Consider the following 13,544-nt stretch of genomic DNA (forward strand, 5'->3'; position numbering starts at 1 on the left):
CGCTGACCGCAGGCCGCTGAGCGGCTCCGCCGGCCGGCCGGGCGCGCCGGACCTGGCGTCAGGCGGCGCAGTCACGGCAGATGAGCTGGTTGCCGTGGGTCTCGGCCAGCCGGCTGCGGTGATGCACCAGGAAGCAGCTGGCACAGGTGAACTCGTCGGCCTGCTTCGGCAGGACCTTGACGGTCAGTTCCTCGCCCGACAGGTCCGCACCCGGCAGCTCGAAGCTCTCCGCAGTGTCCGACTCGTCGACATCGACCACGGACGACTGCGCCTCGTTTCGACGGGCCTTGAGCTCGTCGAGCGAGTCCTCCGCAAGGTCGTCGGATTCATTTCGTCGCGGAGCGTCGTAGTCGGTCGCCATCGTTCCCACCCTTGTACTCAATGCACTTGTCTCGTCGTGCCGCAGGACAACGTCACAACTTCGGGGTTTGTGCCCGGCATACGGGTGACGCAGGTCACATCTCAGACGTGTCCAGGTTCGCCAGCAGGCCGGGCCCGTGGCACTCATGACAGATGTCGACTGCCCCCCGGGGCGGAGAGGGTAGCTCAGAGCTGCGCGATTCGCTGCGCCGCCCGCCGAACCTTCGGCCCCACTAAGGTCATTGCCGTGGTGGTGAGCTCCGAAGGACCCTCAGAACCCTCCGCCCCCGGCCATCCCGGGGCCGACCCGGCCGCCGTCGGCGCCTGGTTGGCGGTCGAACTGGGCGACGAGGCCTGGCGGCGGTCGACGCTGAGCCCGATCGGCGCGGGCCGCTCGAACCTCACCTATCGGGTGGACAGCCCCGCCGGGACCGTCGTGCTGCGTCGCCCACCCGTCGGTGCGGTCGCGGCGACCGCCCACGACATGAACCGCGAGCGTCGGGTCATCTCCGCGCTCCGGGGAACCGCGGTGCCGGTACCGGCCGTTCTCGCCGCGTCCGACGGTGGCCGGCCCGTCGGCGCGTCGTGCTACGTCATGGAGTACATCGACGGCGTCGTGCCGCTCGGCGAGCTGCCCGAGGGCTGGGCCGCGACCGAGGCCGACCGCGCCCGGGCCGGTCAGGCGCTGGTCGATGTGCTGGTGGGGCTGCACGCGGTGGACCCGGACACCGTCGGCCTGAGTGACTTCGGTCGCCCGGACGGCTACCTGGCCCGTCAGGTGCGGCGCTGGAGCACGCAGTGGGAGACCGCCCGCGCTGACGGCGTGACCGCCGCCTCTGCCCGGACGGCCGGTGAGCTGAGCCAGCTCTGCGCGCTGCTGGGCGGCTCCGTGCCCACGACGCAGCGGAACACGATCGTGCACGGCGACTATCGCATCGACAACTGCGTGTACGACCGCACCGACCCGGGGCGCATCCGTGCGGTGCTCGACTGGGAGATGTCGACCCTCGGCGACCCGCTGGCAGACCTCGGCCTGCTGCTCATCTACTGGTACCAGGCCGACGAGACGCCGGTCTGGCAGGCCGCGCAGCATCTGCCCAGCCCGACCCGGTTGCCCGGCTTCCCGCTGCGCGTGGACGTCGCGGCGGCCTATGCGCGAGCATCGGGCCTGGACCTCGAGCCGCTGCCCTGGTATGTCGCGTTCGGCGCCTTCAAGCTCGCGGTGGTGCTGGCCGGCATCCTGGCGAGAGTCCGCGCCGGCGCGGTGCCCGCCGCGATGGCCCACGGCATCGACGACGCGGTGGAGCCGCTCGTCGCGCTCGGCCACCACGTGCTCGCCCGCGGGATCGACTGATGACCATCCGGATCCGGCCCTACCAGCGCCGCCGCTCCCGGCCGATGATCGTCACGGTTTCCGCGCTCTTCGTCGCCGCGACGCTGACCTGGTCGATCGTCCTGATCAGCGCCGCTGGCCGATCCGGTACGTCGGCCTGCCCGAATCCCGCTGCCGGAGGCGCTCTGGGCACGGTCCTGGACGCCACCGCGCTCGACGAGGTCGCACCCCTGGCCCCCGACGCGATCAAGGTCCGGGTGCTCAACGGTGGCGGGCAGCGGGGCCAGGCCAACCTGGTCGCCGCGCAGCTCGGCGACCTCGGCTTCACCATGGCCGCACCGCCCGACAACGATCCGCACTATCCCGCGGGCGGCCTCAGCTGCCGCGGCCAGCTGCGCTTCGGCCCCGCCGGGGAGGGCGCGGCGGCGACGCTGGCGATCGTGCTCCCCTGCACGGAGCTGGTCCGCGACGATCGCTCGGACGAGACCGTGGACGTCGCGGTGGGGGCGTCATTCGGTGATGTCAACCCGAGCCGCCCGGCGCGTGACCTCCTCGACCAGCTCACGAGTCCCGCGTCGGTCGGCGGGACCGCCGTGGGGTCGGCGGCCGGGGACGACGACCCCACCCGGCCCGCCGTCGACCCGGCAACGCTCGCGAGCGCACGCGCGGTGCCGTGCTGAGAGGGGACCGCCCCGTTCAGACCGCTGCCGCACCGCAGTCGCGAACCAGCGCGGTCAAGGCATCCGCGATGCCCGGTGTGGCGGCCAACACGGCGTCGGCACCCAGCCCGTCGCCTCGGGGCGCGGTCGGGGCACCGGGCGGACCGGGCACCCGCACGACCGCGCCCGCCTCACGAGCGACAAGTCCCGCGGCGGCCCAGTCGTACCAGCTCAGGCCATGTTCCACGTAGGCGTCGAGCCAGCCCGCGGCCACGGCGCACAGATCCAGCGCCGCTGAGCCCGCACGGCGCACGTCGCGCACCCGCGGCAGCATCCCGGCGACCATCCGGGCCTGCCGGGCACGCCGGTCAGCCCGGTAGGAGAACCCGATCCCGATCAGCGACTGGGCGAGGTCGGTCTGCTCCCCCACCCTCAGCGGCTGGCCGTCGAGCGTCGCCCCGTCGCCGGCCGCCGCCGACCACACCCGGCCCGAGGCGGGCTCCACGACCGCGCCGGCGAGCGACCGGCCGCCCCGCACCGCGGCGACCGAGACCGCGTACCAGGGCAGCCCGTAGAGGTAGTTGACGGTGCCGTCGATCGGATCGACCACCCAGTGCGCCGCGGTGGGATCACCGCCCGTTTCCTCGCCGTAGACGACCTCCCCCGGGCGCAGCTCGGCGAGCCGGGAGCGCACCAGGTTCTCCAGGGCGGTGTCCGCCGCGGTGACGACGTCGGTCGGGGAGGTCTTCGTCCGCAGCGCCCGCACCGCCCCCTCGGTGCGTAACATGCGCAGGTGCTCGGCAGCCTCCATGGCCACCTGTTCTGCGGTTCGGCGCAGCGCGGACGGGTCGTCGACTACGGGATCCATGGCTCAATCGGACCACATCGCTCGGCGCGGCCCTTCCGCTCACCGGTAACCGGACGACCGCCCGGCGAATCACCCCTGCGCGCGATGTGCGCGAAGTGCGAGCACTCCGCGCGAGCACAGTTACAATGAGCGGGTACTCCGCCCAGGGAGGCGCGTCGAACCGACGAGACGACGGCTACGGGCGAGGCGAGGCAGCAGACAATCTCGACGGTCGCCGGATCAGTCCATGTCCCGGTGGACCGCAGAGCGCACGCAGCGAGAGGGCCTAGGTGGCAGCCGCAGACTCCGCAACCCGCACCGACGCGACCGTCGACCCGGCGGCCGCTCCGGCACCCGTACGCCGCACCCGAAGGGCGGGCACCGCCACCAAGGCGGGCAGCCCGAAGAAGGCCGCACCCAGCGCGCGGTCCCGGGCGGGGACGAAGACATCGGCCAAGAAGGCGACATCGCCCGCGGCCGGCGAGGAGCCCACAGACCTCGACGACCTCGACGGTGCCCCGGAGGCCGGCGAGCTCGAGGATGTCGATGTCGACCTGGACGACGCCGATCTCGACGCCGCCGTGGCGGACGACAGCCATGACGACGTCCTGGACGAGACGGACGACGAGGCCGACGACGAGGCCGACGACGAGCCGGAGAGCAACACCGGCGCACACCGCCGCGCACCCACGACACGCAGCTCGCAGCAGAAGCAGTCGAGCGACTTCGTCTGGGACGAGGAAGAGTCCGAGGCGCTGCGGCAGGCCCGCAAGGATGCCGAGCTCACCGCCTCGGCCGACTCGGTCCGCGCCTACCTCAAACAGATCGGCAAGGTCGCGCTGCTCAACGCCGAGGAGGAGGTCGAGCTCGCCAAGCGGATCGAGGCCGGGCTCTACGCCGCCGAGCGGCTGCGGCGCACGATGGACGCCGGCGAGAAGATCTCCCCGCAGCTGCGCCGCGACCTGCGCTGGATCGTCCGCGACGGCGAGCGCGCCAAGAACCACCTGCTCGAGGCCAACCTTCGCCTCGTGGTGTCGTTGGCCAAGCGCTACACCGGCCGCGGGATGGCGTTCCTGGACCTGATCCAGGAGGGCAACCTGGGCCTGATCCGCGCGGTCGAGAAGTTCGACTACACCAAGGGCTACAAGTTCTCCACCTACGCCACCTGGTGGATCCGCCAGGCCATCACCCGGGCGATGGCCGACCAGGCCCGCACCATCCGCATCCCGGTGCACATGGTCGAGGTCATCAACAAGCTCGGCCGCATCCAGCGCGAGCTGCTCCAGGACCTGGGCCGCGAGCCCACTCCGGAGGAGCTGGCCAAGGAGATGGACATCACTCCGGAGAAGGTGCTGGAGATCCAGCAGTACGCCCGGGAGCCGATCTCGCTGGACCAGACCATCGGCGACGAGGGCGACAGTCAGCTCGGCGACTTCATCGAGGACTCCGAGGCGGTTGTCGCGGTCGACGCCGTGAGCTTCACGCTGCTGCAGGACCAACTGCAGTCGGTGCTCGCCACGCTGTCCGAGCGGGAGGCGGGCGTGGTGCGGCTGCGGTTCGGGCTCACCGACGGCCAGCCTCGCACGCTCGACGAGATCGGCCAGGTCTACGGGGTGACCCGGGAGCGGATCCGGCAGATCGAGTCCAAGACGATGTCGAAGCTGCGCCACCCGTCGCGGTCGCAGGTGTTGCGCGACTACCTGGACTGAGCAGTCCATCGAGATGCCCTCCGAGCTGTGCAGCGGCTCGGAGGGCATCTCCGTGTCGTGCGCGGTGCTCCCCGCGAGGAGATCCGCTCGCCGTCCTCGTCTCCCGGATCGGCCGGAGGAGTCCGACGCTGCCACCGGCCGTCAGAACTCGGCACCGCGGCAGGTCACGGACCGGTCTCGACCTGTTTGGACACCGGACGACCTGGCCCCTTCGACGACGGTCGGACTGCCGGCCGCGCGTTGGTCAACTCTCGACCGGCGGCTCCGGGCAGGGCATGGTATAGCGACACATCATGCATCGGGGCGAGGAGGGGTCGTGCGCAGTCGCCTGGTGGTGTTGCTCCTCGTAATCGCCGCGCTGCTGACGCCGTCCGCCGCGGCGATCGCCCAGGAGGGGCAGTCCGTCGGCGGCACCCTGCGCGGCCCCGGCGGACAGCCGGTGGCCGGGGTGACCATCAGCGTCACGCAGGACGGCGCCCCCGTCGGCACCGCGACCACCGGCCAGGACGGGACATGGGAGGTGCCGGTGCCGGCGCCCGGCAGCTACGACGTCACGTTGGACGTCGCGACGCTCCCGGCCGGCATCATGCTGCGCGACCCGGGCGCGGCGACGCTGGCCGGGGTGACCGTCCGGCCCGCGCAGCAGCGCAGTGTGCTGTTCGCGCTCGTCCCGGCCGGCGGGACCACGGGCGAGGGCGGTTCGGCTCCCGGTCCCGCCCCGGCCCCGGGCCCGCCCGGGATCGGCGCCGTCCTCGCCCAGCTCACCCTGGCGGGGATCAAGTTCGGCGCCATCATCGCGATCACGGCGATCGGGCTTTCGCTGATCTTCGGGACGACCAACCTGATCAACTTCGCGCACGGTGAGCTGGTGACCATCGGGGCAGTCACCGCGTTCTTCCTCAACGCGGCGACAGTGGGACCGGGCTGGGGCCTCATCCCCTCGGCTCTGCTCGCCATCGCGATCGGGGCCCTGATCGGCGCGGCGCTCGAGCTGGGACTCTGGCGGCCGCTGCGGGTGCGGGGCACCGGTCGCATTCAGCTGTTCATCATCTCGATCGGGTTGTCCCTGCTGCTGCGCCACCTCCTGCTCGTGATCTTCGGCTCCCGGCCGCGCCCGTACACCGAGTACGCCATCCAGCAGGCAATCGTCCTCGGCCCGATCTCGATCACCCCGCGCGACCTGGTGATCACTCTGTTGTCCCTTCTCGTGCTGGTGGCAGTGGGTGTGATGCTGCTGCGCACCCGGATCGGCAAGGCGATGCGGGCGGTCTCCGACGACCGCGAGCTCGCCGAGGCGTCCGGGGTGAACGTCTCCCGCGTCGTGCTCTGGGTCTGGGTCTTCGGCGGCGGGCTGGCGGCCCTGGGTGGTGTCCTGTTCGGACTGACCGAGATCGTCGCGTGGGACATGGGATTTCGCCTGTTGCTACTGATGTTCGCCGCGGTGATCCTCGGCGGGCTCGGCAGCGCGTTCGGCGCGATGGTGGGTGGCCTGCTGGTGGGTCTCGTCGCCCAGCTCTCCACCGCGTACTTCCCCGTCGAGTTGCAGAACGCCTGGGCGCTGGGGGTACTCATCCTCGTCCTGCTGGTACGCCCGCAGGGTGTCCTCGGCCGCGCGATGCGGGTTGGGTAGGCGAGACGCGATGGACCTGCTGGCGATCCTGGCCGACTCCGGACGCGGCGCGCTGGGGCCGGTGGCGGCCATCTACGCGCTCGCCGCGGTAGGCCTGAACATCCACTTCGGGTACACCGGGCTGCTGAACTTCGGGCACGTCGGGTTCATGCTCGTCGGCGCCTACGGAGTCGCCGTGCCGGTCGCGGTCTACGGCGGGCCGCTGTGGCTGGGCGTGCTGGTCGGCCTGGCCGGCGCGGGCCTGCTCGCGCTCCTGCTCGGGTTGCCGACCCTGCGTCTGCGCGCCGACTATCTCGCGATCGCCACGATCGCCGCCGCCGAAGTCCTGCGCATCGTCTTCAACGCGGGCTTCGCCCAGCCGATCACCGGCGGTGTCTACGGCCTGCAACAGTTCGCCGGGGCCTTCTACGCCCTCAACCCGATCCCCCGCGGGGCCTACGGAGTGGGCCCGCTGGCCTTCACCGAACGGGACCTGTGGGTGATGCTCGTCGGCTGGGGTGCCGTGGCGGTGGCCGCGCTCGGCCTGTTCCTGCTCGTGCGCAGTCCGTGGGGGCGGGTGCTGCGGGCGATCCGCGAGGACGAGGAGGCCGCCCGGAGTCTCGGGAAGAACGTGTACGGCTACAAGATCCAGAGCCTGGTGCTCGGCGGGTTGATCGGCGCCGCCGCCGGGATGCTGCTGGCCGTCGACGCCCAGGCGGTGACCCCCAACATGTTCAACCCCGGGGTGACGTTCTACCTGTACACGCTGCTCATCCTCGGCGGCGCCGGCACGGTCCTCGGGCCGGTCCTCGGTTCGGTGCTGTTCTGGTTCCTGCTCTCGTTCGCCGACAGCGTGCTGCGTCAGGCGATCGGAGCGGGATACATCTCGCCACAGGTGATCGAACCCGCCGACGTCGGCGCCCTGCGCTTCGCCCTGGTCGGGCTCGGGCTGATCCTGCTGCTGGTGTTCCGGCCGGAGGGCATCCTCGGCAACCGCGCCGAGATGCGGCTGGAGGAAGGTGCCTCCGGCGCTCCGCGCCGCCCCCACCGCCGTCCCGGCCCCCCGGCACCGTCGCAGATCGAGGAGGTCAGCAGGTGAGCGAGAAGGAGGCGCTGGCCCACGTCGCCGCCGAACCCGGGGTCGCCAAACCGGACCCCCTTCTCGTCGTGGACGGTGTCCGGCGCAACTTCGGCGGCATGCGCGCCGTGGACATCGACCACATGCAGGTGCAGCGTGGGGTGATCACCGGGCTGATCGGGCCCAACGGCGCGGGCAAGACCACGTTGTTCAACGTGCTCACCGGCTTCGACCGGGCCGACTCCGGGCGCTGGACGTTCGACGGCCGAAACGCGTCCGGACTGCCCGCGCACCGGCTGGCCCGCCGCGGCATGGTCCGCACCTTCCAGCTCACCCGCGTGCTCTCCCGGCTGACCGTGCTGGAGAACATGAAGCTGGCCGCCCACGGACAGCGGGGAGAGCGGTTCCTGCCCGCGTTGCTGCACCCGCTGTGGCACACGCAGGAGGCCCGGATCGAGCGGCAGGCCGACGAGTTGCTGACCCGGTTTCGTTTGGCGGCCAAGCGAAACGACTACGCCGGTTATCTGTCCGGCGGGCAGCGCAAGCTCCTGGAGATGGCGCGCGCGCTCATGGTCGATCCGGCGCTGGTGTTGCTGGATGAACCGATGGCCGGGGTGAACCCGGCCCTGCGCCAGGACCTCCTCGCTCACATCACCGACCTTCGCGACTCGGGTCGCACCGTGTTGTTCGTCGAACACGACATGGATGTGGTGATGACGATCAGCGACTGGGTGGTCTGCATGGCCGAGGGACGCATCATCGCCGAGGGACCACCCGCCAGCGTCGCGGGCAACCGCGCCGTCATCGACGCCTACCTCGGCTCACACCATGACGAACCCGAGTTCCGGGAGGGCCGATGAGTCCGCAACCGCTCCTGGCCGCCGAGGCGGTCGTCGCCGGCTACCTGCCCGAGGTCAACATCGTCAATGGCTGCGACCTGCGACTGGAGCCGGACGAGATCGTCGGCATCATCGGCCCCAACGGCGCCGGGAAGTCGACCCTGATCAAGACCCTGTTCGGGCTGCTGCCCATCCGGTCCGGCGCGATCCGGCTCGAGGGCGCGGACATCACCAACGTGCCCGCCCACCGGCTGGTATCCCTCGGGATCGGCTACGTGCCCCAGACCCGCAACGTGTTCCCCAGCCTCACCGTCGAGGAGAACCTGCAGATGGGGCTCTACCAGCGCCCCAAGCGGATGTCGCAGCGGATGCGGGAGGTCGCGGCGCTGTTTCCGCTGCTGGCCCGGCGGCGCACGCAGCGCGCCGGCGCACTGTCGGGCGGTGAGCGCCAGGTGGTCGCGATGGCGCGCGCGTTGATGATGGAGCCGAAGGTCCTGCTGCTCGACGAGCCCTCCGCCGGGCTGTCGCCGATCGCCCAGGACGACGCGTTCGACCGGATCCAGGCGATCAACGAGGCGGGCGTCGCGATGGTCATGGTCGAGCAGAACGCCAGGCGCTGCCTCGAGATCGCCCACCGCGGCTACGTGCTCGACCAGGGCCGCAACGCCTACACCGGCAGCGGCCGCGACCTGCTCGCCGACCCGGCCGTGATCGAGCTCTACCTGGGCACGCTGGCCAGGGCCCGGTGAACCGTATCCGGGTCCGGCAGCCGGCTGCCGGACCCGGATGGCGACGACACCCCCGCGGGCGGCGGCCCGGCTACTTCGCCGACGCCGACTGCACGGTCCGCAGCGACTGCAGCGCGCCCTGGTCGTTGAACGTGTAGACCTCGATCGAGGCGGTGCCCGGTTCGCCTGCGGGGACGAAGTCGAGCGGTCCGCTCACGCCGTCGTAGTCGATGTCCGTGCCGTTGGCGAGAAGCCGCTGGCACTCGGTGAACGTGGTGCACTTCGTGCCGTCCCTCGTCACCTCGACGATCTTGTCCTTGAAGACGGCCGGATCGTCGCTCTTCGCCGACTCGGCGGCGAGCGCGATGACGTTGACGCAGTCGAAGACCTGGGGCGCGTACTGCACCTCGGTCAGCTCGGGGGCGAAGCTGCGCAGGTCCGTGAGGAACTGCGGGTTGTCCGCCGACGCGGGCGCGGTGCCCTTCATGCCCGCGAGCACCGCGGGATTGCCCGGAGCGACCAGCTGGGGAAGTTCCTCGCTGCGCAACCCGTCGGCCCCGTAGATGCCGACGCTGCCCGGCCCCATTCCCGCCTCGATCAGGCCCTTCAGGACCTGGGTGCCCTCCTCGAAGGAGACCAGGACGACGGCGTTCGGCTGCGCGCCACGCACCTGCTGCACGAGGGCATCGAAGTTCTGCGAGTTCGGGTCATAGGTCTCGTTCAACGCCACCGTCGCCCCGGCCTCCTCCAGCGCCTGGGCGGTGGCCTTCGCGAGCCCGCGGCCGTAGTCGTCGGCACGAGCGACGATCGCCACCCGGCTGTGCCCGTCGGCGACGACCGTCTCGGCAAGCACCGGACCCTGCAGCGCGTCGCTGGGCGCGGTACGGACGTAATAGCCGTTGTCGTTGTAGTCGGTCAGGTTCGGCGCGGTGTTCGACCCGGAGCACTGCACGACGTTCGCCCCGGTCACCCGGTCGATGATGGCCAGCGTCATGCCCGACGCGGCCGCGCCGATGACCGCGTCCACCCCGCTGGCGAGGACCCGGTCGGCCGACTGCTGGGCCACCGCGGCCTGATCGGCCTCATCGCCGCCGACCAGATCCGGAATCGGCTTGCCGAGCACGCCACCGGCCTCGTTGATCTGCGACACCGCGTACCTGGCCGCCTGGATCTGCGGCGGGCCGAGGAAGGCGAGCTGCCCGGTCTGCGGCAACACGAACCCCAGCTTGAGCACGCCGTCCGCGCGCGCCCCGCCACCGGCAGGCGGGGCGGCGCCACCACCTGCTTCCCCGCCGCCTCCGCCACACCCGGCGGCGACCAGCGCCATCACCGACAGTCCCATCAGCATTCGCAAGCGCCTGCGCATCGTCTGTCCCTTATGCGATACCGAGCGAGGTTCTGGCCTAGTCGCAACTCTTGTGACCTATTCGCTACGGGCAATGATCGCAGGACAATCGTTATCAGTCCGTGTCTATCGAGTGGGGATCATCGGCGCTCGCAGCCCTCCTCCCACGGCCGGTCCAGCCGAATGCGACGTTCCTGCAGCTCGCGCATGTCGGCGAGGACACGGCGCACCGCCCGCCACAGGGTCGCGAGGTCGCGTGCCGGCGAATGCGCCCGATACGGAGTCGGCGCCAGCCGGGGCGCCGGCTCGCGACGGATGTTCCAGTCCTGGCCGTCGCGGCTGTCGACCCCGTAGCGCCATGCCGCGGCGTACACCAGTCCGATCAGGATCGAAGCGATCAACCAACCCGGCATCAGGACCACCTTCGGCCGGCTGTCTCGACGTTCGAGGGATCGTGCATGCCCCGAGCATGCGCCGGGACGGGCGCTGCCGGGACTGGCAGGAGTGACAGTAATCGGGAAAAATCTGCCAACATGATGCGCGATGTCGTCGCCCTCGTCGACCATCGGATCCACCCGTTCGAGCTGGGCGTCGTCTGCGAGGTGTTCGGCCTGGATCGCACCGCCGACGGCCTGCCGGGTTTCGATTTCGCCGTCTGCGCCGCCCGGCGCCGGCGGCTGCCGGCGCTCGGCGGTACGACCCTGCACGTCGGCCACGGACTCGACCGGGTCGCCACCGCCGACCTCGTGGTCATCCCGGCCTGGGAGACCGGCGACGTCGCCGTGCCGCGTGGGGTCATCCGGGCCCTGCGCTCGGCACTGGAACGGGGCGCCACCCTGCTGAGCGTGTGCTCCGGGGTGTTCCTGCTGGCCGCGGCCGGCCTGCTGGCGGACCGCCGGGTCACCTGCCACTGGATGCATGCCGACGTCCTCGCGCGCCGGTTTCCCACCCTGCAGGTCGAGCCGGACCGGCTCTACGTCCAGGACGGTCCGATCATCACCAGCGCGGGCACCGCCGCCGGGATCGACGCCTGCCTCTACGTGGTCCGCTGCGAGTTCGGGGCCCGGGTCGCCACCGGCATCGCCCGTCGAATGGTCGTGCCGCCGCACCGCGACGGCGGCCAGGCCCAGTACATCAGTACCCCGGTTCCCCGCCGTGCCGGTGACGGCGACGACCTCGCGCCGCTACTGGCCTGGCTGCAAGCCCACCTGCACCATCGGCACACGGTCGCCGGCCTGGCCGAACGGGCCCACATGTCGCCGCGGACCTTCGCCCGTCGCTTCGCCGACGCGACCGGCACCACCCCGCACCAGTGGCTGATCCGGCAGCGGGTCCTGCTCTGCCAGGAACTGCTCGAACACGACGACCTCACGATCGACGAGATCGCGCGCCGCACCGGTTTCGGTACCGCGGACCTGCTGCGCCACCACTTCACCCGCCTGGTCGGCACCACGCCGCGGGCCTACCGGCAGACGTTCGGCCTGCGCTCCGGCAGCGATCCGGGTCCGGGCGGCACCACAGGCGGCCTGGCTCGCCGGATGATCGCCCCTGCCCCGGAGGAACCGGGCCGGGCGGCACAGACCGGGAAACCGGCGTAATCTCGGCTCGCATCCTCGATCCGGAGGCGGCCGTGGGCTACCAGGCTCTTGCCGACCTGACCATGGCGGCGCATGTCACCTTCCTGGTCTACGTGGCCCTCGGAGGGTTCCTCGCCTGGTGGCGGGCATGGCTGATCGTGCCGCACGTCGGGTCCGCGGTCTGGGGCCTGCTCACCACGACCGTCGGTCTGGTCTGCCCGCTCACCCTCCTCGAGGACTGGGCCCGGCGCCGCGCCGGGGAGCAGGGTCTGCCGCGCGGGTTCATCGACACCTACCTGACCGGGGTGGTCTATCCCACCGATGCCCTCGTCGGCATCCGCGCGGCGGTGGCCACGACGGTCGCGCTGTCCTGGATCGTGCTGGTGGTGCTGCTGCGCCGCCGTCACCGCCGGGTGCGCCGGTCGCGGGCGGCGGCGAGCCGGGCCCGGACCCGGGCGAGCACCTCGGCGGGATCGTCCGCGGGGTCGGTGAGCATCACGAGCGCGTCGTCGACGGCGCCGCCGAGCTCGTCGCGTTCGGCGGCTCGCTCCACGACCTCGGTGTTCAGCCGCCACAGGTCGACGAAGACCGCGATCTTCGAGCGCAGGACCCACGGATCGAACGGTTTGGTGATGTAGTCGACCGCGCCTGCCTGATAGCCGCGGTACGCCAGATGCGAGTCGTAGTCCACGGCGGTGAGGAAGACGATCGGGACATGCCGGGTCCGCAGCCGGTTCTTGATGTGCCCCGCGGTTTCGAAGCCGTCCATGCCGGGCATCTGCGCGTCGATCAGGATGACCGCGTAGTCGTCCACGAGCAGCCGTTTGAGCGCCTCGTCACCGCTGGTCACACCGACCACCTCGATCGGGAGGCCTTGCAGGATCGCCTCGAGCGCGAGGAGGTTCTCCTTGCGGTCGTCCACCGCAAGGGCCTTGGCGGTACGTCTGGTCACCCGACCGGCTCCTGCCCGGGTGCGCCGCCTGTCCGGGACCACTCGACCCAGGATGCCATCACCGTCAGCAACCGGTCGATGTCCACCGGCTTGATCAGGTAGTCCGACGCCCCGGCGGCCAGGCTCGACTCGCGGTCGCCGGGCATCGCCTTGGCGGTCAGGAACACCACCGGAAGGTTCCGTCCCTGAGGCAGCTTCCGGATCCGCCGGGTGGTCTCGTTGCCGTCGAGGTCGGGCATCATCGCGTCCATCAGCACGATGTTCACCTCCGGGTGCTCGGTGAGCAGCCGGATCCCCCCGAGGCCGGTGTCGGCGTAGAGCACCCGTAGCCCGTGCAGCTCCAGCGCGCTGGTCAGCGCGAACACGTTGCGCACGTCATCGTCGACGATGAGGACCGTGACGCCGTCGAGCCGGCGCTGCGCGCCGGTGCCGCCGGCCTCGTTCGGCAGGATCGAGGCCCCCGACCGCGCGGGCGCGGACGCCGGCACGGAACGGCGGTACGCGCCGG

14 protein-coding genes and 1 pseudogene are annotated in these 13,544 nt (G+C 71.3%); 9 read left to right on the top strand and 6 right to left on the bottom strand.

Annotated features, from left to right (window positions below; all coding sequences use genetic code 11):
* Window positions 1–58: 58 nt before the first annotated feature.
* Window positions 59–361 (bottom strand): DUF4193 domain-containing protein, encoded by a 303-nt coding sequence (locus ACFQE5_RS07755; RefSeq protein ID WP_379584142.1) that lies wholly within the window; start codon window positions 359–361, stop codon window positions 59–61.
* Between the two features lie 252 nt (window positions 362–613).
* On the opposite strand from ACFQE5_RS07755, the gene ACFQE5_RS07760 reads away from it, so the two are divergent.
* Window positions 614–1,714: a phosphotransferase family protein gene (locus ACFQE5_RS07760; RefSeq protein WP_379584143.1), complete on the top strand. Its 1,101-nt coding sequence runs from the start codon at window positions 614–616 to the stop codon at window positions 1,712–1,714.
* Entirely contained in the window at window positions 1,714–2,373 is a 660-nt protein-coding gene (cei, locus tag ACFQE5_RS07765; RefSeq protein WP_379584144.1) for an envelope integrity protein Cei, read from the top strand. The genes ACFQE5_RS07760 and cei overlap by 1 nt, the downstream gene beginning before the upstream one ends.
* 16 nt (window positions 2,374–2,389) lie before the next feature.
* Here the strand turns inward: cei and ACFQE5_RS07770 are convergent, their stop codons facing one another.
* Window positions 2,390–3,220 carry an inositol monophosphatase family protein gene (locus ACFQE5_RS07770; protein WP_379584145.1) on the bottom strand — a complete coding sequence of 277 codons (831 nt, stop codon included), beginning with the start codon at window positions 3,218–3,220 and terminating at the stop codon, window positions 2,390–2,392.
* A 269-nt stretch (window positions 3,221–3,489) separates the two neighbouring features.
* Between ACFQE5_RS07770 and ACFQE5_RS07775 the strand changes: the two genes are divergently transcribed.
* The 5 genes from ACFQE5_RS07775 to ACFQE5_RS07795 all read left to right on the top strand — a co-directional run bounded on the left by ACFQE5_RS07775 (window position 3,490) and on the right by ACFQE5_RS07795 (window position 9,183).
* A complete protein-coding gene (locus tag ACFQE5_RS07775; protein ID WP_379584146.1) occupies window positions 3,490–4,908 on the top strand; it encodes an RNA polymerase sigma factor in 1,419 nt (472 codons plus the stop codon).
* A 316-nt stretch (window positions 4,909–5,224) separates the two neighbouring features.
* Complete coding sequence (locus ACFQE5_RS07780) at window positions 5,225–6,538, top strand: branched-chain amino acid ABC transporter permease (protein ID WP_379584147.1); 1,314 nt, start codon at window positions 5,225–5,227, stop codon at window positions 6,536–6,538.
* 10 nt (window positions 6,539–6,548) lie between these two features.
* On the top strand, window positions 6,549–7,616 hold the full coding sequence (locus ACFQE5_RS07785) for a branched-chain amino acid ABC transporter permease (protein ID WP_379584148.1): 1,068 nt from the start codon (window positions 6,549–6,551) through the stop codon (window positions 7,614–7,616).
* Entirely contained in the window at window positions 7,613–8,455 is an 843-nt protein-coding gene (locus ACFQE5_RS07790) for an ABC transporter ATP-binding protein (protein WP_379584149.1), read from the top strand. The genes ACFQE5_RS07785 and ACFQE5_RS07790 overlap by 4 nt, the downstream gene beginning before the upstream one ends.
* Entirely contained in the window at window positions 8,452–9,183 is a 732-nt protein-coding gene (locus tag ACFQE5_RS07795; RefSeq protein ID WP_379584150.1) for an ABC transporter ATP-binding protein, read from the top strand. The genes ACFQE5_RS07790 and ACFQE5_RS07795 overlap by 4 nt, the downstream gene beginning before the upstream one ends.
* A 70-nt stretch (window positions 9,184–9,253) precedes the next feature.
* On the opposite strand, the gene ACFQE5_RS07800 is transcribed toward ACFQE5_RS07795, so the two are convergent.
* Both ACFQE5_RS07800 and ACFQE5_RS07805 read right to left on the bottom strand, forming a co-directional pair.
* Window positions 9,254–10,528 carry an ABC transporter substrate-binding protein gene (locus ACFQE5_RS07800; protein ID WP_379584151.1) on the bottom strand — a complete coding sequence of 425 codons (1,275 nt, stop codon included), beginning with the start codon at window positions 10,526–10,528 and terminating at the stop codon, window positions 9,254–9,256.
* A gap of 119 nt (window positions 10,529–10,647) precedes the next feature.
* Window positions 10,648–10,920: a hypothetical protein gene (locus ACFQE5_RS07805; RefSeq protein WP_379584152.1), complete on the bottom strand. Its 273-nt coding sequence runs from the start codon at window positions 10,918–10,920 to the stop codon at window positions 10,648–10,650.
* A gap of 120 nt (window positions 10,921–11,040) precedes the next feature.
* Here ACFQE5_RS07805 and ACFQE5_RS07810 point away from each other — a divergent pair, with 120 nt between their 5' ends.
* Both ACFQE5_RS07810 and ACFQE5_RS07815 read left to right on the top strand, forming a co-directional pair.
* Window positions 11,041–12,105 carry a helix-turn-helix domain-containing protein gene (locus tag ACFQE5_RS07810; protein WP_379584153.1) on the top strand — a complete coding sequence of 355 codons (1,065 nt, stop codon included), beginning with the start codon at window positions 11,041–11,043 and terminating at the stop codon, window positions 12,103–12,105.
* A 32-nt stretch (window positions 12,106–12,137) separates the two neighbouring features.
* Window positions 12,138–12,458: pseudogene (locus ACFQE5_RS07815) on the top strand (DUF2784 domain-containing protein); the annotation flags it as partial.
* Window positions 12,459–12,487: 29 nt separating this feature from the next.
* Here the strand turns inward: ACFQE5_RS07815 and ACFQE5_RS07820 are convergent.
* Window positions 12,488–13,036, bottom strand: a complete 549-nt coding sequence (locus tag ACFQE5_RS07820; RefSeq protein ID WP_379584154.1) for a response regulator — start codon at window positions 13,034–13,036, stop codon at window positions 12,488–12,490.
* On the bottom strand, window positions 13,033–13,524 hold the full coding sequence (locus tag ACFQE5_RS23180; protein WP_449301265.1) for a response regulator: 492 nt from the start codon (window positions 13,522–13,524) through the stop codon (window positions 13,033–13,035). The genes ACFQE5_RS07820 and ACFQE5_RS23180 overlap by 4 nt, the downstream gene beginning before the upstream one ends.
* Window positions 13,525–13,544 lie beyond the last annotated feature (20 nt).

The sequence above is a fragment of the Pseudonocardia hispaniensis genome (assembly GCF_042658695.1).
GTDB classification, from domain to species: domain Bacteria; phylum Actinomycetota; class Actinomycetes; order Mycobacteriales; family Pseudonocardiaceae; genus Pseudonocardia; species Pseudonocardia hispaniensis.